This window comes from Mesorhizobium loti, assembly GCF_013170705.1.
Classification (GTDB): Bacteria; Pseudomonadota; Alphaproteobacteria; order Rhizobiales; family Rhizobiaceae; genus Mesorhizobium; species Mesorhizobium loti_D.
The window spans coordinates 6,289,155-6,309,478 of sequence record NZ_CP033334.1; the positions used below are offsets into that span (position 1 = coordinate 6,289,155).

At 60.1% G+C, this 20,324-nt stretch carries 18 protein-coding genes; 6 read left to right on the forward strand and 12 right to left on the reverse strand.

Features of this window, described 5'->3' with window-relative positions; all coding sequences use genetic code 11:
* Positions 1–25: 25 nt before the first annotated feature.
* The 9 genes from trbJ to EB815_RS30660 form a co-directional block, all read right to left on the reverse strand.
* Positions 26–751 carry a P-type conjugative transfer protein TrbJ gene (trbJ, locus tag EB815_RS30620; protein ID WP_065004902.1) on the reverse strand — a complete coding sequence of 242 codons (726 nt, stop codon included), beginning with the start codon at positions 749–751 and terminating at the stop codon, positions 26–28.
* Positions 748–3,198, reverse strand: a complete 2,451-nt coding sequence (gene trbE, locus EB815_RS30625) for a conjugal transfer protein TrbE (protein WP_065004901.1) — start codon at positions 3,196–3,198, stop codon at positions 748–750. Before trbE ends, trbJ begins: the two co-directional genes overlap by 4 nt.
* Entirely contained in the window at positions 3,192–3,464 is a 273-nt protein-coding gene (locus EB815_RS30630) for a VirB3 family type IV secretion system protein (protein ID WP_065004900.1), read from the reverse strand. The genes trbE and EB815_RS30630 overlap by 7 nt, the downstream gene beginning before the upstream one ends.
* Complete coding sequence (locus tag EB815_RS30635; RefSeq protein ID WP_010914020.1) at positions 3,464–3,772, reverse strand: TrbC/VirB2 family protein; 309 nt, start codon at positions 3,770–3,772, stop codon at positions 3,464–3,466. The genes EB815_RS30630 and EB815_RS30635 overlap by 1 nt, the downstream gene beginning before the upstream one ends.
* Before the next feature lie 11 nt (positions 3,773–3,783).
* A complete protein-coding gene (trbB, locus tag EB815_RS30640) occupies positions 3,784–4,752 on the reverse strand; it encodes a P-type conjugative transfer ATPase TrbB (protein ID WP_065004899.1) in 969 nt (322 codons plus the stop codon).
* Positions 4,749–5,162, reverse strand: coding sequence for a CopG family transcriptional regulator (locus EB815_RS30645; protein WP_065004898.1), 414 nt, complete (start codon positions 5,160–5,162; stop codon positions 4,749–4,751). The genes trbB and EB815_RS30645 overlap by 4 nt, the downstream gene beginning before the upstream one ends.
* Positions 5,163–5,280: 118 nt before the next feature.
* Entirely contained in the window at positions 5,281–7,311 is a 2,031-nt protein-coding gene (locus EB815_RS30650) for a conjugal transfer protein TraG (RefSeq protein WP_065004897.1), read from the reverse strand.
* A gap of 666 nt (positions 7,312–7,977) precedes the next feature.
* Positions 7,978–8,367, reverse strand: coding sequence for a hypothetical protein (locus tag EB815_RS30655; protein ID WP_065004896.1), 390 nt, complete (start codon positions 8,365–8,367; stop codon positions 7,978–7,980).
* Positions 8,358–8,756 carry a hypothetical protein gene (locus EB815_RS30660; protein WP_155772359.1) on the reverse strand — a complete coding sequence of 133 codons (399 nt, stop codon included), beginning with the start codon at positions 8,754–8,756 and terminating at the stop codon, positions 8,358–8,360. Before EB815_RS30660 ends, EB815_RS30655 begins: the two co-directional genes overlap by 10 nt.
* Before the next feature lie 303 nt (positions 8,757–9,059).
* Here EB815_RS30660 and EB815_RS30665 point away from each other — a divergent pair, with 303 nt between their 5' ends.
* A complete protein-coding gene (locus EB815_RS30665; protein ID WP_065004894.1) occupies positions 9,060–9,350 on the forward strand; it encodes a ZinT/AdcA family metal-binding protein in 291 nt (96 codons plus the stop codon).
* Between the two features lies 1 nt (position 9,351).
* On the opposite strand, the gene hemN is transcribed toward EB815_RS30665, so the two are convergent.
* On the reverse strand, positions 9,352–10,677 hold the full coding sequence (gene hemN, locus EB815_RS30670) for an oxygen-independent coproporphyrinogen III oxidase (RefSeq protein ID WP_065004893.1): 1,326 nt from the start codon (positions 10,675–10,677) through the stop codon (positions 9,352–9,354).
* A 1,347-nt stretch (positions 10,678–12,024) separates the two neighbouring features.
* On the opposite strand from hemN, the gene EB815_RS30675 reads away from it, so the two are divergent.
* Complete coding sequence (locus EB815_RS30675; protein WP_065004892.1) at positions 12,025–13,188, forward strand: porin; 1,164 nt, start codon at positions 12,025–12,027, stop codon at positions 13,186–13,188.
* 332 nt (positions 13,189–13,520) lie between these two features.
* The gene (locus EB815_RS30680) at positions 13,521–13,784 is read left to right on the forward strand and encodes a hypothetical protein (protein WP_065004891.1); all 264 of its coding nucleotides are present in this window, start codon (positions 13,521–13,523) and stop codon (positions 13,782–13,784) included.
* Positions 13,785–14,179: 395 nt separating this feature from the next.
* On the opposite strand, the gene glmS is transcribed toward EB815_RS30680, so the two are convergent.
* Entirely contained in the window at positions 14,180–16,003 is a 1,824-nt protein-coding gene (glmS, locus tag EB815_RS30685) for a glutamine--fructose-6-phosphate transaminase (isomerizing) (RefSeq protein ID WP_065004890.1), read from the reverse strand.
* A 454-nt stretch (positions 16,004–16,457) separates the two neighbouring features.
* Complete coding sequence (locus EB815_RS30690) at positions 16,458–17,102, reverse strand: acyl-homoserine-lactone synthase (RefSeq protein ID WP_065004889.1); 645 nt, start codon at positions 17,100–17,102, stop codon at positions 16,458–16,460.
* Positions 17,103–17,781: 679 nt separating this feature from the next.
* Between EB815_RS30690 and EB815_RS30695 the strand changes: the two genes are divergently transcribed.
* The 3 genes from EB815_RS30695 (at position 17,782) to EB815_RS30705 (ending at position 20,323) form a co-directional block, all read left to right on the forward strand.
* A complete protein-coding gene (locus EB815_RS30695; protein WP_064987375.1) occupies positions 17,782–18,546 on the forward strand; it encodes a carbonic anhydrase in 765 nt (254 codons plus the stop codon).
* A gap of 364 nt (positions 18,547–18,910) precedes the next feature.
* On the forward strand, positions 18,911–19,600 hold the full coding sequence (locus EB815_RS30700) for a B3/B4 domain-containing protein (protein WP_065004888.1): 690 nt from the start codon (positions 18,911–18,913) through the stop codon (positions 19,598–19,600).
* An 84-nt stretch (positions 19,601–19,684) separates the two neighbouring features.
* Complete coding sequence (locus EB815_RS30705; RefSeq protein ID WP_010914002.1) at positions 19,685–20,323, forward strand: LysE family translocator; 639 nt, start codon at positions 19,685–19,687, stop codon at positions 20,321–20,323.
* Position 20,324 lies beyond the last annotated feature (1 nt).

Below are 20,324 nucleotides of genomic sequence, written 5' to 3' on the forward strand. Positions count from 1 at the left end.
TTCCTCGTCGTCAAGAGATTGGTGATCAGTTGCCGGGATAGGCCGTGCCTGTGCCGAGGAAGCGCTTTGTCGTCTCGCGCGCGGCCTCCTCGGACTGCGCCTTGCGCGCCGCATCCTCGGCCTCAGCGCGGAACTGCGTTGCGAGCAGCGTCTGGATCTGCATCTGCTGCTTGGTCGAAAGCGCAAGGAGCTGGTTAGTGGCCTGACTTGCCTGAAGCGCACCGGCCGCGCCTTGGCTGCGGTTGACGAGATCGGCAAGCAGGTCACCATCACCGCGAACATTCTCGACGATCTGCGACTGAACACCCATGGTCTGACGGAATGCCTGCATAGCGCTTTGCCAGCGGTCACGTGCGGCGCTCGCCACATCGCTGACCTTGATCGTGGCGTCGTAGCTTTCCGGATATTGATTACGCCACTGGTCCTGAAGCTTGTTGAGATCAAAGCTCAGGCCACTTGCCTGGTCCATCAGACCGTCGATCCGTTGGAGCGAGCCGGTAAGCTGACCCACGGAAGAAAAATCCAGACTCTGAAGATTGCGTGCCATGTTCTGCAGCACGGTCGCCTGGTTCTGGAGCGACTGGATCTGGTTGTTGATCTGCTCCAGCGAGCGCGCCGCCGTGAGCACGTTCTGTGCGTAGTTCGACGGATCGAACACGATGAGCGCGTAGGCCGGCTGCACGTAGTCGGCCATCGGCTTGGCGATCAACGAAAGGGTGATCAGGCCCGAGAGAAAGCGGCGCCGCATCATGACGATTGCTCCTTGGTTGGTTGAGGGAATTGCTGGAGAAGCTCGGCCGCCCAATCCAGGCCGCGGGCGCCGAGGAAGCGAAAGACAAAGCTGTCCTGCCCGTGCTCGGACAGGACCCTGTCGATCAGGCTTTGCGCGGCTGGACCCGAGGCGCCGCAAAGTGCAAGCGCGATGGGGCCGAGCCCGAGCTCGAAGAGACGGTTGCCGCAGCGCGACTGCAAATAGTAGTGCCGCTTCGGCGTGGCCCGGGCGATCAGTTCAATCTGCCGGTCGTTGAGACCGAAGCGCTCATAGGCAGTCCGTGCCTGCGGTTCCACGGCACGATCATTGGGGAGAAAAATGCGCTGTGGGCAGCTCTCGATGATCGCCGGCGCTATTGCAGAGCCGGCGATGTCGGCAAGCGACTGCGTGGCGAAGATCACCGATACGTTCTTCTTTCGCAGCACCTTCAGCCATTCGCGGATGCGGGCAGCAAAAAGCGGATTGTCGAGATAGACCCAGGCCTCATCGAGCATGAGCAGCGTCGGGCGCCCGTCGAACCGCTCCTCAAGGCGATGGAAGAGATAGGTGAGCACAGGCAGCACAGCGCTTTGGCTACGCATCAGCTCCTCGGTCTCGAAGCACTGCACATCCGACAAGGCCAGCCGATCATCGTCGGCATCGAGCAATCGGCCGAAGGGACCGTCGAGCGTGTAGGGCATTAAGGCGGACTTCAGTGCATTGGACTGAAGCAGGACCGACAGACCGGTCAGCGTGCGCTCCTGCGCCGGCGCGGTGGCGAGGCTGTTGAGCGCCGACCAGATCGCCTCCTTCACCTCCGGCGTGAGGGTGACGTTCTCATGGGCAATCAGGCCGGCGATCCATTCAGCTGCCCAGCTGCGCCTACCCTGATCACCGATATTGCGCAGAGGCTGGAAGGCAAGCGCACCGTCCGAACCCAAGACATGATGCTCTCCACCCATGGCGAGCGTTGCCGCGCGCGCCGAATTGCCTTTGTCGAAGACATAGACCTGCGCGCCGGCATAGCGACGAAACTGCAGGGCGATCAGGGCAAGCAGCACCGATTTTCCGGCGCCGGTCGGTCCAACGATCAGCATGTGGCCGACATCTTCGACATGGGAAGAAAGCCGGAACGGAGTCGACCCGCTGGTTTCGGCGATGAGGAGCGGCGGGGCCTCTCGTCCAGTGACTTCAGCCAGATGCTCGTTCGCCGCAGGACCGGCCCACACCGAGGAAAGCGGCATGAGATGGGCAAGGTTCAGCGTGTGAACGAGCGGCTGACGAACGTTGGCATAGACATGACCCGGCAGCGAGCCGAGCCAGGCTTCGACCGCATTGACGCTTTCGCGGATGGTGGTGAACCCGAGCCCATTGATGATCCGCTCGACCGCCCGAAGTTTCTCAGCGGCGGCTTGGCGATCCTCGTCCCATACCGTCACCGTTGCAGTGAGATACCCGAAGCCGACATGATCGCCGCCCAACGCCTGAAGTGCTTCATCGGCGTCGAGCGCCTTATTGTCGGCGTCGCTGTCGACGAGCGGAACGGGTTCGCTGCTTACAACCTCGCGCAAGATTGCGACGATCGATTTGCGCTTGGCAAACCACTGCCGGCGCAAGCGGGTCAGCGTCTTGGTGGCCTCGGTCTTGCCGAGCGGAATGAAGCGCGTCATCCAGCGATAGGCGAAATCCTGATGATTGAGGGCATCGAGGATTCCGGGCCGGGTGAGGTTCGGAAAGCCGAGGATGGTAAGTGTGCGAAGATGTTGCTCACCCAGCATCGGCTCCAAGCCGCCGGTAAGCGGCACATCGACCAGGATGCCGTCCAGATACATCGGCGTTTCCGGCACGGCGACCGGATGGCGGCGGGTCGAGATCGTGTCGTGCAGGTATGTCAGCGTCTCGGCATCATCGAGCAGACGCACTTCGGGCATGAAGCCCGACAGAAGATCCAGCACACGGTCGGTCTCGTCACGGAACCGCACCATCTCCTGGCGCCAGTCTCTTTCGCCTTCTGAATGATGCGAGTCGACGAGCGCGCTTTCCGCCCGCGCCTGGGCGTCCGGTGGCGGCATGGACAGCAAGGTCAGGTGATAGCGGCTCTCGAAATGCGCGACCTTGCCCTCGAAGGCAGCACGCCGTTCTTCATCAACCAGCCATGACGCCGCGTCCGGGAAACGCGAGGACGGATAGCCCAGCGCTTCGATACGCTCGGCCTCGAAAAACAATGTCCAGCCGGAGCCAAGGCGTCTAAGCGCATTGTTGGCCCGGGCGCAGATGCCGATGAGTTCGGCTTCGGTCGCGCTTTCCAGATCGGGCCCGCGAAACCGAAGAGTCCGCTGAACGCTGCCGTCCTTGTTGAGCACGATGCCGGGCGCCACCAGTGCTGCCCAGGGCAGGTGGTCGGCAAGCCGGTCGGCCTTGCCGCGATATTCCGAAAGGTTCAGCATGCGAGCCATCCCCTCAGGCGAAGGTGACGGACAAGCACGCTGGCAAAGTCGGGATCGCGCCTTGCGGCAAAGACCGCGAGCGAGTGGCCGCCAAGCCAGAGCACTAGCCCGGCAATCCATTGCTGCAAGCCTAGTCCGATGGCCGCAGCCACCGTGCCGTTGAGGATCGCCACCGCCCGCGGGGCGCCGCCCAGCAGGATCGGTTCAGTCAATGCCTGGTGAACGGGAACCTCGAAGCCCTCGATATGTTGCACTCCGGCGGCCATCAGACGAGCGCCCCGCCGCCGAAGGAGAAGAACGAGAGGAAGAAGCTCGATGCGGCGAAGGCGATCGACAGGCCGAAGACGATCTGAATCAGCCGGCGGAAACCGCCTGCAGTATCGCCGAAGGCAAGGGTCAGGCCGGTGGTGATGATGATGATCACCGCGACGATTTTGGCGACCGGTCCCTGCACCGATTCCAGGATCTGCTGCAGCGGCTGTTCCCAAGGCATGCCGGAGCCGGCAGCGTGCGCCGGAACTGTGAGAAGAAACGCGAGCGCGGCAAACGAAAGAAAGCGGAGCTTCTTACGCATAAGGGGGCCTTTCAAAGTTGCTGGAGTTGCGGAGGCGTGAGTGGGGTGACGGCGTAGTCGCCGCTGCCGTCGAGACCTGTGACCTCAGCGATTGCATCGATGCGGCGCGACGAGCCGCGCCCCACGATGAAGACGATGAGATCGATGGCATCGGCGATGAGGCGGCGCGGCACGGTGACGACAGCTTCCTGTGCAAGCTGCTCGATGCGATAGAGGGCAGAGCGCGCCGAATTGGCATGAACCGTGGCGATGCCGCCGGGGTGCCCGGTGTTCCATGCCTTGAGCATGTCCAGCGCTTCCGCGCCCCTGACTTCACCGACGATGATGCGGTCGGGGCGGAGCCGGAGCGTCGAGCGCACGAGATCGGCGAGTGTGACCGAGCCCCGCCTGGTTCTCAGGGCAACGCAGTCCTTTGCTGCGCATTGCAGTTCGCGGGTGTCCTCGATGAGGATCACTCGCTCGTCGCATTCGGCGACTTCGGCCAGCAGCGCATTGGCAAGCGTCGTCTTACCCGACGACGTGCCTCCGGCGACAAGGATGTTGCGCCGTTCTCGGACTGCCTTTATCAACGCATCGGCCTGCAGCGGCAACATGATGCGATCCGCAACATAGTTGGCCAGCGTGTAGAGCATTGCGGCTGGTTTGCGGATGGCAAAGCAAGGCGCCAGCACGACAGGCGGCAGCAGTCCCTCGAAGCGTTCGCCCGATGGCAACTCGGCGCTGACAATCGGATTGTCCGCATGCGCCTCGGCACGCACGTGGGAAGCGACCAGGCGGATGATGCGCTCCGCCTCGGAAGGATGCATATGCACGGCCGTATCGATTCGGCCTTCTCCCAGCCGGTCGAGCCGCAGCGCACCATCGGGATTGACCATCACCTCGATGACCAATGGATCGGCCAGCGCCTCAGTGATCGTCGGACCCATAGCGGTGCGCAGCATGGCGCGGCGTCGGTGGTCGGCCTCTGGATGAGCGCTCATCCTTCCCCTCCTCCGCCATTGTCTTTGCCAAGCGAGCGTTTCCCCGATGCGATCTGGCGACCGACCTGCTCGACGAATTTGTCGAAACGCTCCTGAGCAATCGCCTGCGTCGACTTGTCCGGAACAGGCGTGTGGGCATGAAGCGTGATCGAAAAGCGGATGAAGAGCGCCAAGCTTTCCAATGTCATCTCGACATCGCGCCTGACGTGAGTGAGGTCGCGGGAAAGACGGTCCAGCCTCATGCCATAGCGCCGATCGAGTTCATTCTCGCCACGCCGCTCGATGAAAGCTTCTACGGCCTTCGCGACGACCGCGGATTTTGTGGTCGAGGGATCGCGGCTGAGGTTGTCCAGCTTCTCGCTCAATTCCGGTTCGAGCAGAAACTGGTGACGAATGCGGTGGGGCTTCATGCGCTTGTTCCAACTGGCCGGCGCTGGCGGGCCGGCGGCGGAACAAGCATCATCGAGATGCCCAAAATTGCTTACGGCCGTTATCTACGCTGAGATACGCCCGAGCTGCGGAAAGCGTTCAGAAGCCGGGGACGATATCCTTGTCATCACCCCTTCCCTCGTTGATGCCATAGGCACCTGCGACGGTGGAGATCCGGTCCATGACGCGTTTGTCCGCCATCGCCTCGCTATCATCGTCTGCGGGTCTGGACAGATGGTCCTGGTCCGGTTCCTGGGTGACGGCGGTATGTTCTTCGGGTAGGCCAGGATGGCGCTGCTGCTGAACACCTCCCTCGTCCGCAAGCGCGGCGCCAGCGCTTTCATCGTCAGACGCAAGACGACGGTCGACACCGCGTACTTGCCCAGTCCAATCGTCCGGCCGCGACATCGGGCAGTCCGCGTAGGGTCCGTCGCGCAACACCGGCGAAGGCAGCACCCGCTCGGTGAAATTGTGGTCCTCATAGTATCGCAGCTTTTTGGCCCGGATGGGGGGCAATCCCGAAACCAGCACCAGTTCGTCCGCGGGCGGCAATTGCATCACCTCGCCCGGTGTCAGCAGCGGGCGGGCGGTTTCCTGGCGGCTGACCATGACATGCGAGAGCCAAGGTGCCAGCCGGTGGCCCGCATAGTTGCGCATGGATCTGAGTTCCGTGGCCGTGCCAAGCGCGTCCGAGATTCGCTTGGCCGTGCGCTCATCATTGGAGGAAAAGGCAATTCGCAAATGGCAGTTGTCCAGAATGGCGTTGTTGTCGCCATACGCTTTGGAGATCTGGTTCAACGATTGCGCGATCAAGTAGGCACGAATTCCGTAACCGGCCATAAACGCGAGCGCGGTCTCAAAGAAGTCGAGGCGACCGAGCGCCGGAAACTCATCCAGCATCATGAGCAGTTGATGCTTGCGGCTCTTCTTTGGGTCACCCTCGAGGCGCTCCGTCAGCCGCCTGCCGATCTGGTTCAGGATCAGTCGCACCAAGGGCTTGGTGCGCGAGATGTCCGATGGCGGCACGACCAGATAGAGCGACATCGGCCACTCCGCATCCATCAGATCGGCAATGCGCCAGTCGCAGTCCGATGTTACCGCCGCCACGGTCGGATCACGGTAGAGGCCGAGAAAAGACATGGCGGTCGAGAGGACGCCTGAACGTTCGTTCTCCGATTTGTTCAACACCTCTCGTGCCGCCGAGGCCACGACGGGATGGACCTGAGGCTTATTGGCCGCGCCGAGATGGTTGGTCGTCATCATTCGCCGCAAAGTCGCGGCAAACGAGCGTTGCGGGTCCGACAGAAAGGTGGCGACGCGGGCAAGAGTCTTTTCCTCTTCGGCGTAGAGCACGTGCAAGATAGCGCCGACCAGGAGTGAATGACTGGTCTTCTCCCAATGATTCCGCCTTTCTAGCGCGCCTTCCGGATCGACTAGAATGTCAGCGATGTTTTGGACATCGCGAATCTCGTCCGAACCTTTGCGTACCTCCAGCAGCGGGTTGTAGCGGGCCGATCGCGGATCAGTCGGATTGAACAAAAGGCAATGCGAGAACCTCGACCGCCAGCCGGAGCTCAGCTGCCAGTTCTCGCCTTTAATGTCGTGAATGACGGCCGAGCCGGACCAGGAGAGAAGCGTTGGGACAACCAGTCCGACGCCCTTGCCGGAACGTGTCGGCGCAAAGGCCATGACGTGCTCAGGCCCGTCATGACGCAGATACCGGTCCTTCAGTTTGCCGAGGAAGACGCCTGCCGGCTGAAACAGCCCTGCTTTCTCGATCTCCCGCGTCACCGCCCATCGAGAGGAGCCATAGGTGGTGACCAAGCCGCGCTGGCGCGCGCGCCAGAGGGAACCAGCGATCGCAGCGGCACAGCCCATGAATCCACTGGCGCCCGCAAGCATGCCCGCCTTGTCGAATACCTCGGGCGCATAGGCATCGAATTGGAACCACCATTCCAACAGTTTCCACGGCTCGTAGATCGGCCATCCAGCCGCGACAAACCATGGCGCGCCGAGTTGTTCCTGAAAGGCTAGCATATGAGCGCACCATTGCGTGGCAGCCCACACGCCGAGGAGAACGATGGCGAACACAATGGCGATCTGCCCAATCAGAAGCTTCGTGGGCGTCACTGGCTTGCTCCGCTGTTCTGGAGAGATGGATCGAGCATCGCCCGGGACGGCCGGAACAGGAATGCGCCCTATGTACGACTTGGTGCGATGAGAGGCTGTTTGGCGCGCCGTTGCTCTCCTTCGAGGTGTATCAATATTCGCGCATTCCCGAGGAATGCTATGTCGGAGGGGACTCATATCGGTCGTGCCTATCGTGAGCACGTGGTCGGGGAGCTGGCGGTGGCGTGCAGGCAAGCCGCTGAGGAAATTCTGAACATCGAGTCTCCGGTCTGAGGTACAACAAGCCTATCGAGATCGGATCGCGAGGTAGCCCTGCCCGCCATGGGAATTCCTCAGGCAAGTACCGACATATTGGGCACTGCCTTATAAGTGGAAGGCGCCTTCCCGTTGCCTCTATCGCAGATAAGTTACCTTCCGGCCTTCGCGCTGGGTTCCCAGCTGGACTGCGTTTCAGTCTCAATTCGCTGTGCTTTTTGTGAGCCAGACACCATTTCTCAGACGGTGAATTGACGACATTCATTGTCCGACAAGCCCTCGCCAGCGATCTGTTGGGCAGAGGCGGCTATCACCCCGGCCGTGGCACATCCGCGCGCTGCAAAACCTCGATGAGCCGCCGGCTCAAACGCCCAGGCAGATGCAAAGATCCACAGATGCGTTCCGCCAGCGCTAGTTGCCAAGCATATGACCGGCATTTCGCATTGCGCCTAGGAAGAGGCCGGCATGGTGAGTGACATCGATTTTGGCCTGCATTGACACCGGCATGCTGGTCCAATTCTCCAACGGTGCAATGAAGCGGGAGAAGGTACCGTCGACGACGCAGTAGCGGCTAATAAGGCCTTGTCTGTCCAACGCCAGCACACCAATCTGGCCGCCTCGATATCGGATGGCTGCGAGCCGTTGAACCTCGGCGTCATCATCGTTCCGCACGTCGAAAAGCAGGTTGCCGCGGCTCCTCGCAGCTATTTCCGCCGCTTTGTCATTGAAGCTCAAGCAGAGTGAGCGGACGCTTTCCACTGCCATCTGGAAAACCAACAAATCCAGTTCATTCACAGCCATGTGGGCAGTTGAGCCAATAAATGGATGATTGCAATGTCGCACACGGCTTGCTCACAGGTGTCGGCGACTGATCGTTCGTGGTTTTCTGTCCGCTGCCGGCGATGGAATATTTGAAGGACGGCGGGTCCCGTATTTCCTGTCGCGTTGGCAACCGCGGCGGCCACCTGCCGGGCGGCAGCGGCAGAGATAATGTCATAGACAGGTGGAAGCGTGGGCTTTCTGCCCTTCAACAGTTCCCTGACCCTACAGATTTGCACGCGCGGCCGCAGCTTGCCGCCCGCCTCAACGGGTTCGGCCTCTCTGGCAGCACGTTCCATTGCCGCGGTCGCCTTGTTGAGCGTCACCAGAACGCCAAGCTTCGTGGCTGGCAAGATCGCCAACTCGCTCAAGCTCACGACCTCTATTCGATGGACGGGCACGGCCGTGCATCGCCGCGGCAGGGGACAACATCGTCGTGACCGGCCCTCAAGCCCTATATCGTGACGGCGGGATCGTTCACCAGGAGCGGCGAGATCGCCGTGGAGGGCAAGCCCTTCCACATCGTGGCCGTCGGAGGGAGCGGCAAGATCCACGATCAAGCAGCTGAGAAAGATCACGCATATAGCCACGATCCCGCGGTCCAGCCGATCTACATTTGAGGACGACCAGATCAAGCAAGCGCGCCCTGTCGAATTTGGGTCCGGGATTGGCAGTTGGTCTATCCCTTCCTGACGATGGAACGCTCGATCCAGTCATGGCTTACAAGGTGGAGAGCGGCGACCAGAGCGCAGATGAGTACACGCCTACTACGAGATCGGCTATCGCACCAATTCGAGCGGATCACGATCGATGGCGACACCGTGGCTTTCTTCGAGGGCGGGAAGCCGCTTGAGGCCTGCTACGCCGGCGACGGCTGTGAAATCCTGACCTCGAAGAAAGGAAACCGCATGGGCGTCAAATTTCGCTTCGGCGTCGTGTTGGCCTCCTCACACTTGGTTGGCTGACTCAGCGGGCAACCCGGTCGAGAAAAGCGTCGAATGCGGCAGCGACAACGCGCATCGCAAAGCGATGCTGCCGCCGTACGCGGACAAAACCCTTTTCGATGTCCACAATCCCGTCCTTGGCAAGCATCGCCAAGCGTTCAGCTGAATCGAGAAAATGGATCGGATCAGATCCGTGGGCGGCACAGATTGCCGGCACATCGGCCTCGAGATCGCACATTAGTCGCTCGATGATTGCGGCTCGCGCGCGGTCTTCGTCGGTGAGACGGTAGCCCTTTGACGTCGCCAGACGGCCAGCTGCGATGTGCCGGCAGTAGGAATCCCGTGTAACCTCGTTCTGGACGTAGCCCTCGCCGACACGCCCGATAGCCGACGCGCCGAAACCGATCAGGGTTTTGCAGGTGTCGGCCGAGTAGCCCAGCGAGTTGCGCCGCAGTCGACCGGCTTTCTGTGCCAGCGCGAGATCGTCGTCCGGCAAGGCGAAATGGTCGAGCCCGATCTCTCGGTAGCCGGCGGCAATCAGTGTCACGGCAATGGCCGCATCCTGTTCGGCGCGGGCAGCGCTGCCCGGAAGCGATGCCTCCTCGATGAGGCGCTGATTCTTAATAAAGGACGGAATGTGCGAGTAGCCGAACACCGCAAGCCGGTTGGGGCGCGTGGCGACCGCCGCCCTCGTGGTCTCGACGCAAGACTGCACCGTTTGATGCGGGAGACCAAAGATGAGGTCGAAGTTGATGCTTGTCACTCCATGCCGACGCAGCATTTCGACGGCAGCCGCCGTCTGCGCCTCACTCTGGACCCGGTTGATCGCTTTTTGAACAATGGGATCGAAGCTCTGCACGCCGAGGCTCGCGCGGTTCACGCCGGCTGCTTGCAAGGCTTCGGCCATATCGGCCGTGAACGTCCGTGGATCGATCTCGATGGCGATCGTAGCTGTTTCCGCAAGCGCAAAGTGGCGGCGCAGGAATTCCGTCAGGGCAAGGAACTCAATTGGCCCCATGAGAGTTGGCGTTCCGCCGCCGAAATGCACATCACTCACGGGCAGCGCCTGCGGCGCGTGCTCCGAGATCAAACGTATCTCGTCACGCAGCGCCGCCAGATAATTAACGATCGGCGCATCATGGCGGGTGATGGTGGTGGGGAAGCCGCAATACCAGCACTTTGATCGGCAGAACGGAACGTGCAAGTAGAGTGACGCCGGATCGTTAGCCGGTAGGTTCCTGAGCCATTCCTTATAAGCGTCGGCGCCGACCGCCCCAGAGAACTCCGCGACAGTCGGATAGATGGTGTACCAAGGTAGGCGGGCTTCGCGATGTTTTGTGGTCTGCAACAGTTACCGTCCCATGTTGTTGCCTTCCATCCTTACCACTGCGCTCTCCTGTGTCTTTGCGCTATATCAGTCCGGTCCGCTTTGGGTCCGATTATTTCGCAGCGATAGCCCCATTCAGCCTTGGCTGGACAGCGATGGTATGAGCACGCGCTGGTCAGCGACAACCGCCATGGGTTTCCCGTCGAGACTTTCCCGCAGACCGTCTACTATCCTATCCTATCCTATTCCTACTCCCTTCAGCGTCCAATGGAACGCAGCATGCTCCATCCGACCAGTCGATTCGGCGCCGGGACCAGACTTTTGCTCGCCGGCTGGTGCGTAAGACGGCGTCACGTAGCGATACCTGGCATCTCGATGAGTTCGTCGTATTAATTGCCGGCACGAGGCTTTGGCTGTGGCGCACCGTCTGTCAGAGCGGGAATTGTGCTCGAGGAGACCGTCCAGGCCCGCCCCTGCCAAGGCTGCAAGCCTGATGAACCAATTTAGAAAGTAGCGCTACGCCAGGCGCATGATTACCGACAAATCGCGCTCCTGTGGCCCGGCAAAGCGCCGGAGTGAAGCGCAACTCAAGCATCGCTCGCAACTGACAATCGAGCGAATTCGCATGTGCTTCCGTAAAAACAAAAATGGCCCATGCACGGCTTCCGATTCAGAGAGGGGCTTACAACGGCTCGTCTCGACCTGCCCGCCTTTAGGAACCACTTTGTCCGGACTAGCTGGAAAGCTGGTGCACCTCGCCACCGCCAAAGTGTGGCCCTTCGCCCTAACGAGGACGCTTACGCCTAGGCATGTCGGCATCAATGGGGCATCTCGGCTGACGTACCGAGCGGTACACTCGCATGATGTCAACAATGTCGAGGCTCAAAACAAACAAAAGCTATCGCCATTGAACGATACTGTCGCGAAGCGAACAGGCGAGCCATGTCCGAAACGTTTGCTTTTCGTGCTCAGCTTGACCCTCAGAGCAAAAAAGGAAACGCAACCAAGGTCCGACGGCAAACTTGAGTGTCATTCGTAGCTTGGTCGTGAGGTTGGCACGTCACTTGCGGGGTGATTTTCGAAGCCGTTGTGATGGTATGCCCGCAGCTATCGGAGATAATCATGGCGATCGACTCGGAAGTGTTTGATTCCTCCCCGGGCATTTCAAGCAGGTGATATGAGAACAAACAACTTATCGTGTGAAATTATGATTCAGCTTCATCGCCCCTGTTGTTGAATAGTTATTACGATCCGTTTGTCACACTGCGATAGGCGCAGCGCGATGTGCATGGTTTTCGATTGTGGGGACAGGAAGGGCTGGCTCGTTCGTTGACGTCCCCTTCTTCAATATTTGAACGGAGATCAAGAATGAACATCAGGAGCCTCCTGCTCGGCTCAGCTGCGGCCCTGATCGCTGTTTCCTGTGCCCGAGCCGCCGACGCCATCGTCCTGGCCGAGCCTGAGCCCGTTGAATACGTCAAGATCTGCGACGTTTACGGCGCTGGTTACTACTACATCCCCGGCACCGAGACCTGCCTGCGCATCGGCGGCTATGTCCGTTACGACATCGGCCTCGGCGATGTCGTATCGTATGACCAAGCTAGAACCACGGATGTGAAGACTGGCGAGGCCCAGGGCATGTGGCAAAACCACACGCGCTTCACATTCAAAACTTGGATCGAGCAAGAGACCGAACTCGGTACATTGCAGACCTACATCGAGACTCGCATGAATTACGGCAAGCACACCCCCTATTCCGGTTCGGACAGTACTCGATACTACGCATTCAGCCAAGGCATCACGTTGACTTTCGCCTGGGTTCAGCTTGGTGGCCTCCGAGTTGGCAAGGACTGGTCCGCCTTCGACATGTTTATTGGCTACGCGGGTGACGTGCTCAATCCGATGCTTATCCCGTACGGCGCCTTCGATACTAATGTGGTTCAGTACTACTTTGACGCCGGTAACGGCTTTTCGGCTGTGGTTTCACTCGAAGAAGGCTCGGGCCTGGTCGGCACCATCGACAGCTACGTTCCGCACCTAGTCGGCGGAGTGAAATACACACAACACTGGGGCGCGATCACCGGCGTTGTCGCTTATGATAGCAACTACGAATCGGTCGCCGGCAAGGTCCGCATCGACGTCGATGTTACCGACCAACTCTCGCTATTCGGAATGTTCGGCTACGGCTCCAACGGCAAGCTCGACGATGATGTCACTAACGCAATCGACGCTCATGGCCGCGGGTTCTACAAAAGTTGGGGCGGTAACTGGGCTTTCTGGGCGGGCGCCACTTACAAGCTCAATGGGACAACTTCGTTGAATCTTCAGCTCTCGGGTGATCAGCTCAGGAACTATGGTGTCGCTGCAAACGTTGCCTATGCGTTTCTTGCAGATTTCACAATTACAGCCGAACTCGACTATGACCGCTACGGCGACTTCGCCGTCGGCAAGGTCGACCCTTCCATTAGCTGGGCTACTGCCAACAAAAAGAGCAGTGTCGGCGGCATCCTCCGTTTCGAACGTTCATTCTAACGGGAGGAAGAGCTTCATCTCGGTGGCCTCAGGCGGCGAATGACGATTATGCGGGGGACCTGCCACGCCTGCGGCAGATAAGCCCTGACACGTTTGCAATCGGATACAGCTGCGATTAGGGCGCGGCCGATGCCCCGCTTGCCGGGATGTGACAGCTGGTAAAGCGTTGCGGCAGGTTTGCTGGCGGTCCCGGCGCTTGCGCTGACGCGTGCGGCGCAGTCCGGCGACACGGTGGAGGCCGCCGGCAGATGGGTGGGCGCGTGATCGCCGAAGCAATCGCCGAACTCGCCCAGTATCCCAGCTTCGATAACGATTGAATCGGCGGCGACTCAATGCAACCTTGGCTTCCGGAGACCGCGCTGGCCGCCGCCGGCCTGACCGCGCTCGCCGCGCAGGATGCTTCGGACAAGCAAATCACCTGCGTCAAGTCGCCCTTCAAGTCGCTGATCGACCATGTCTTTATCTCGCCCAATCTCGTGCCGTGCGGCCACGATTTCGTGATCCTCGCGCTCGACCGAACCATCGAGCGGTCCCTGGATGTGTCCGATCATCGCCCGGTCCTCTTGCGACTGGTCGGGCCTATCGGTGAGCGTTAGATCCAGAACGAGGTTACACGGGATTCCTACAGCCCGCACATCGCAGCTGGCCGCCTGGCAAAGTCAAAGGGCAACCGTCTCACCGACGAAGACCGCGGCGAGCCGCAATCATCGAGCGAGGACGAAATAGTGGACAGCGAAGGGTCTTATCCGCATGCGGCAGGAGGATCGCTTTGTGGTTAGCGCTATTGCTGCGTATTCGATGCTTTTCTCGACCGGGTTTGCCCGTAGGCACAGCCAAGCAGTGTGAGGGGAGGCCAAAGGGACAACCAATCGTCGCTAAACGGCATGCTCCAGCAAATAACGGCAAGGCGGTAGCGGCGCGCTTGAGCGCCGGTTGAAGTGCTTGGAGTTTTTTCCGAATGGGCGAGCGTTGCGACTAATGAAGGCTCAAATCATTCGACGGTGACTGATTTTGCCAGGTTGCGTGGCTGGTCGAGATCTGTGCCCATGAAGAGCGCCGTGTGGTACGCAAGAAGCTGTATCGGCAGCGAGAAGATCATCGGCGCGATAATCTCGTCGGTGGCCGGCAGCACGATTGTGTGCATCGTATCGAGTTTCGATGCGGCTGCCCCTTTTCCATCGGTGATGAGGATAATGCGCCCTCCGCGGGCGGCCACTTCCTGCATGTTGGAGAAGGTCTTGTCGAAAAAGCGATCATGCGGCGCGATGACGATCACTGGCATGTTCTCGTCTATCAATGCGATAGGACCGTGCTTCAATTCACCCGCCGCATAGCCTTCGGCGTGGATGTAGGAAATTTCCTTGAGCTTCAGCGCACCCTCCATCGCCAGTGGGAAATTTGTGCCACGGCCGAGATAAAGGACATGATGACACTTTGACAGTTCGCGCGACAGAAGCTCAATCTCCGGCTGGATGCTGTCCAGTACCTGCCTCATGAGGCGCGGCATTTCGGTGAGGCTCTCGACGAGCGCCTGCACCTCATCTTCGGTCACGGTTCCGCGGGCCTTGGCTGCGTGGATCGCGATTGCGGCAAGAGCGGCTAGCTGGCAGGTGAAGGCCTTGGTGGAGGCGACGCCGATCTCTGGGCCGGCAAGGATCGGGAAGACCACATCGGCCTCCCGAGCGATGGTCGATTCGCGCGCATTGACGACAGCGCCAATTTTCAGCCCAAGCTGCTTGCAGTACCTCAGCGATGCCAGCGTATCGGCGGTTTCGCCCGACTGTGAAATGAACAGAGCCGCAGACTGCGGCGACAACGGAATCTCGCGATAGCGGAATTCGGATGCAACATCTATTTCGACCGGCAGGCGCGCATAGCGCTCGAACCAGTATTTTCCGATCAGCCCGGCGAGATATGCGGTGCCGCAGGCAGAGATCGCCAAGCTCGGGATCTTGGCGAAGTCGATGCCAAAAACCGCATCGGGACCATTTTCGATGAAATTGATATAATGACCGAGCGCATCGGCGATGACCTCGGGCTGCTCGAGGATTTCCTTCTCCATGAAGTGGCGATGGTTGCCCTTGTTGGCCAGAGTGGCCACGGCCACGGAGGTCTGGCGCGGACGCGCGACGGGGTGGCCGTCGTGATCAAAGATATCAGCGCCCGTCCTGCCGACAACGGCCCAGTCACCGTCGATGAGATAGGTGATTTCATTTGTGAATGGAGCAAGCGCGATCGCGTCGGAGCCCAGGAACATCTCGCCGTCGCCGTGACCGATCGCCAGCGGTGGTCCATTGCGCGCCGCAATGATGGTCGACGGATCATCCTCAAAGAGGATGGCAAGCGCGTAGGCACCCCTGATGCTTTTCAGCATGGCATGCACCGCCTCACCACGCCTCATGCCCTCCCGGCGGTGCCTTGCCAAGAGATGCGCAAGGACCTCAGTGTCGGTGTCGGTCTGGAACTCGGCTCCCGTCGCCGCCAATTCGTCCTTCAGTTCGGCGAAATTCTCGATGATGCCGTTATGGACGACGGCCACACCATCCGTGAAGTGCGGGTGTGCATTGCGTTCCGTCGGTGGCCCATGGGTTGCCCAGCGGGTGTGGGCGATGCCGATGGTACCACCCAGCGGCTCTTCCTTGAGTCTCCTCTCGAGATTGACGAGCTTGCCCTCCGCGCGCCGGCGGTGCAAGGTGCCCTCGGTGATCGTCGCAATGCCGGCCGAATCGTAGCCGCGGTATTCCAGACGCTTCAATGCGTCGACCAGGCGTTCCGACACCGGCTGTTGCCCAACGATGCCAACAATTCCGCACATGTTCTTCTCCGAATTCTTCCCGGCAGCCTTAGCCGACGCAGACGAGGGATGCCGCCCGGCATACGCTCAGTTAGAGTCTTCTAATGGAATCCAGTAAGTTCGGTAAAATTGATTGTTGGGATAGCCACCATCCACGCCATGGATGAACTAAACCTCAGTCCAATGCGGGTGATGTGAACCGGGGCGGACGCTTCCGCCTTCAACGGGCTGCGCATATCATGGCCGGCGCCCTCACCTGCGTTAATAGCATGCAAGCCGGCCGGAGGAGACGGAGAATACTCGGCCCAGGTGCGATGTGCAGCCCAGCGCACTCTTTGATCTCGCCGTTCAATTGTGCGGACGCTGCTTCATGCATCATTCCTCGGTTTGCTTCTCCAGGCCGGCCGCAATGACTGGTTTCGGCGACGAGAAGCAAACCCTCTTCCGATCCCTGGGGCCACGCACCACGTCTTGGCTATCCGCATGGGCCGTGCGACAGGCCGAGAATCGGTTGCCACAGTACCGGCCCGTTCAGACGTCCCCTCCAGCGGATGCGCAACAGGCTGGCGTGAGAGATCTCGAGAAAGCCGGCCACCGCCTGCGTTTTGCCGACGGGCTGCGGCTGTCCGATGCGCGACAATGGCCACGTTGCGAGGCGAAGGATCCGTTCCATACGCGTATCGGTCACCGTCACGATCCGGGTGAGATTGTTGGCCAAGCCGAATTCGATCATGCCGGCGAAGAGCTCGTAGGTTGCTTGGGCAAGGCCGCCTGCCGCCTTGGGCGTTGATGGGGGCAAATCGAGCGCGAAACGGCTGCTTTCCCATATGTCGGCACTCGCAGGCGCCACAGCCTCACCCAGCAGCGCCGGGAATGTGTCGCGCAACATGGTCGGTCCAGTGGTTGGCAAGAGGCGCACGCAGCCACGAATTCGCCAATCGGATCCCTTGAGTAGCAGATAGACAGGCTTCAAGTCGTCATAGATGTCTGTTTCCATTTCGCCTCCGGTCTGAACTTCCCAATCGAGCCTCTCCTTGAAAACCCGATATCTGAGCCCGTGCATCTCTTTGAGCTCGCCTGCGAATTCGCTGTGGAGGCCAGGTGTGATCAGCTGAATCATTCGTCGCCTCCATGCGGGTTGTGTTCCCGCCATCGAAGGGCAAAGCGCACAGCGATGCAGCCTGTAGACGTTTACAGCTATCTTCGCGGAAGGATCCGGATCTCGCCTGACCGGAGGCAGCCAGCCTGGCAACCGCATGGATCGTCCGCCCGCGAGCTTTGCTTGGCATTTTCCAGATGGAAGGTCCCCTTGGCCTTTGAGACCTGCTTTCCAAGGCGTATTCGCGAGTTTTATATGCCTTTATGGTCTTGGAGAGCGTGGCGGGCAGGCTACACAGTGGGTGGCCGAGAGGTCGGGAATCAGTTGGAATGGAGGAATTCGTCTCGCCAAAGAGGGGATCCTTTGCAATGCACTGCCCGCCCGACACTCCCGCTTCAACGTTACGCGCCACATACCGTCGAGTAACAGCCGGACCGGCGACGCCGGCTGTGCTGGTTGTTGGCCTGATCAGCGGCAGCACGGTGAATCTGAGCCACGTCGCCAGCCATTTCCACGGACCGGCGAGCGTAGCCTCCAACGATCGCCGGCGGCGACGCTTCTTCCAGTTTGCCAGATCGACGAGGACTGGCTGGCGTGTACGCTGGTGGCGCGGCTCAACCTACGCCCGCCCTTGCGGCTGTGCCTTGACTGCACCAATTGGAAGCAAGGACATAAGGTTCGCATCAAGGAGCGAGGCAATATGCATCGTCGTAACCTGATTAGAGGATTCATCGCGCTGGGCGTGTGCCCGATCTGCGCCCAGACCGCGCGTGCGGCCAGCGCCCATTGGGGATATGGCGGCTCGGTCGGGCCGGAGCATTGGGCCGATCTGGACACGAGAAATTTCGCCTGTTCGGCGGGCGGGCAGCAGTCACCCATCGACATCGCCGGCGCGGTCAAGGCGGATATACCGTGCATCGCCATCAGTTGGCTCAAGGGCGGCGGCAGGATGGTGAACAACGGCCACACTATTCAAGTCAACATGCCGGAAGGCAGCACCTTGACCCGCGGGGATCGCGTCTACCAACTGGTGCAGTTGCATTTCCACGCGCCGAGCGAGCATCACGTCGCGGGCATCAGCTTCCCGATGGAAGCACATTTTGTCCATAAAGACACAAAGAGCGATACTCTGGGTGTGCTGAGCGCCCTTCTTACGCCTGGCGCGACAAATACCAGCTTTGCCGGTCTCGCCAAGGTCTTTCCAGCTCGGCCCGGCGAGGAGATGGCAGTTGACGAGTTCGATCCCAACGGACTTTTGCCGGCCTCGCTCGGCTACTGGACCTATGAGGGATCATTAACGACTCCGCCCTGCACCGAAAACGTGGAGTGGATAGTTGCTATGGAACCGGTCGAGGTCGACGCCGCGGACGTCAAGCGGTTTACGACGCTTTACCCCTCTAACGCGCGGCCGATCCGTCCCTCCAATCGGCGCTTCATCCTAGGCCTCAGGACATCGTGCGCGTAAAGCAAAACCGCGGTAACAATCGGACGGTTTCGAACAGTACGACGCCAGCCCGGTGGCGCTGGCATCGACCATAATGCCCGGGATCACAACAGCATGAGAGCTTGTGGGCCGGTAGCTTGCGGAGAACTGGGTGGCGTCACCGTTCCTACACTCCGGCCTGGATCTGCTTGAGCAGGGATTGATAATCGACGCGTCGCTCCCGTCCTGCGAGAACCCTCCTTCGACTGGACCAATGAAAATCTCCAAAAGTGGCAGTTTAGTTTGGACCAGTGAACTGCAATTTTGGGCTTGCAGTCAGGGAAGCGATTGTGGCTGGTCGCGCCGCTCATGGATTGCTTGCGCTCGAATTGATGGAGTTGCCTGGATGTTTGAGGGTCTCATCATCGACGGTCGAATTAAGAATATTGCATCGGGATTTAGAGCCGTGAGCGTCTACGTCGATGCCACTTCAGCTGGAGAAGGACGTTTCGATCCCAGATTGCTTGCTGAGGCCTGCGATTGTGTGTTGGCGGATGGCCCGACTTGGGCAGAAGCTCATCTGGCGAGTTGGTCCGACGCCTACGTCGTCTTTGGCGCGAAGCCTAACCGTACGCCGTGCTCAGCCCAGGCCCTCAGAAAACGGGTTCTGACAGACGGCACTCTTTCGACGATCAACCCGATCGTCGATCTCTACAACGCCATCAGCCTGAAATACGCAGTCCCGGTGGGTGGAGAGAATTTTGACGCCTATGTCGGAAGACCCCACCTGACGATCGCTGACGGGAGTGAGACGTTCGACACCATGATGAATGGAGAGGCGGTCAACGATCCTCCCTTGCCCGGTGAGGTCATCTGGCGCGACGACATTGGCGTCACCTGCCGACGCTGGAACTGGCGACAGGGCACTCGAACCCGCCTGAAGACCCTAACAGGCCGGATGTGGTTCGTACTGGAGGCGTTGGAGACCATGCCGGACGATGCATTGGCAGAGGCGACGGATGCCATGGTCGGAGGGCTGAATGCCTTGATGCCTGGCTGCAAAATCGCGAGCCAAGAAATTGCCATCGCCGGATGAGGTTTCCGGTCGAGCGAGCGGATCCATGGCCGCCCGGGGCATCCGGCGCGATCGATCCGATCGAAATTATCAAGGGCTGAGAGAATGAATGTCGATCTCCATCAGTTGCTCATCGTCTTTGCTGCATATGTCATTGCCGCGGGGAGCCCCGGCCCGAGCAACATGCGCATTATGGGGGTTGCGATGGCGCGCGGCAGAGGTGCTGCGCTCATGCTCGCCTCCGGCGTCGTCAGCGGCTCGATCTTTTGGGGTTTTATGGCCTCCACCGGCATCTCCGCCCTGTTGGCCAGGTACGCCCAGGCACTGCTCGTTCTGCAGGTTTTCGGGGGGCTTTACCTGCTATTCCTCGCCTTCAGGGCGGGACGGTCGGCGCTTACGTCGAACGAGAAGCTGGCGGTGCGCGCATCGACCGACCAAGTCGCTCTTTCGCGGGGTGAGCTCTATAGGAAGGGCCTATTGATGCATTTGGCGAACCCAAAATCCGTGCTGGCATGGATCGCGCTCGTCACGCTGGGGATCGGCCCGAATTCATCGTGGCAGAGCATCGCGGCGATACTGGGTGGCTGCGCCATCCTAAGTGTCACGATATTCTGCGGCTACGCCATTGTCTTCTCCACACCGCCTATGGTGGCTCTGTATCGCCGCTGCCGCCGCTGGATCGAAAGTCTGTTGGCGATGTTCTTCGCGTTCGCCGGGCTGCGTATGCTGCTTTCCCGTATGTAGT

Coding starts and splice junctions, on each gene's coding strand:
- trbJ (WP_065004902.1), bottom strand. CDS start 751: ATGATGCGGCGCCGCTTTCTCTCGGGCCTGATCACCCTTTCGTTGATC.
- trbE (WP_065004901.1), bottom strand. CDS start 3,198: ATGCTGAACCTTTCGGAATATCGCGGCAAGGCCGACCGGCTTGCCGAC.
- EB815_RS30630 (WP_065004900.1), bottom strand. CDS start 3,464: ATGGCCGCCGGAGTGCAACATATCGAGGGCTTCGAGGTTCCCGTTCAC.
- EB815_RS30635 (WP_010914020.1), bottom strand. CDS start 3,772: ATGCGTAAGAAGCTCCGCTTTCTTTCGTTTGCCGCGCTCGCGTTTCTT.
- trbB (WP_065004899.1), bottom strand. CDS start 4,752: ATGAGCGCTCATCCAGAGGCCGACCACCGACGCCGCGCCATGCTGCGC.
- EB815_RS30645 (WP_065004898.1), bottom strand. CDS start 5,162: ATGAAGCCCCACCGCATTCGTCACCAGTTTCTGCTCGAACCGGAATTG.
- EB815_RS30655 (WP_065004896.1), bottom strand. CDS start 8,367: ATGGCTGTGAATGAACTGGATTTGTTGGTTTTCCAGATGGCAGTGGAA.
- EB815_RS30675 (WP_065004892.1), top strand. CDS start 12,025: ATGAACATCAGGAGCCTCCTGCTCGGCTCAGCTGCGGCCCTGATCGCT.
- EB815_RS30680 (WP_065004891.1), top strand. CDS start 13,521: ATGCAACCTTGGCTTCCGGAGACCGCGCTGGCCGCCGCCGGCCTGACC.
- glmS (WP_065004890.1), bottom strand. CDS start 16,003: ATGTGCGGAATTGTTGGCATCGTTGGGCAACAGCCGGTGTCGGAACGC.
- EB815_RS30690 (WP_065004889.1), bottom strand. CDS start 17,102: ATGATTCAGCTGATCACACCTGGCCTCCACAGCGAATTCGCAGGCGAG.
- EB815_RS30695 (WP_064987375.1), top strand. CDS start 17,782: ATGCATCGTCGTAACCTGATTAGAGGATTCATCGCGCTGGGCGTGTGC.
- EB815_RS30700 (WP_065004888.1), top strand. CDS start 18,911: ATGTTTGAGGGTCTCATCATCGACGGTCGAATTAAGAATATTGCATCG.
- EB815_RS30705 (WP_010914002.1), top strand. CDS start 19,685: ATGAATGTCGATCTCCATCAGTTGCTCATCGTCTTTGCTGCATATGTC.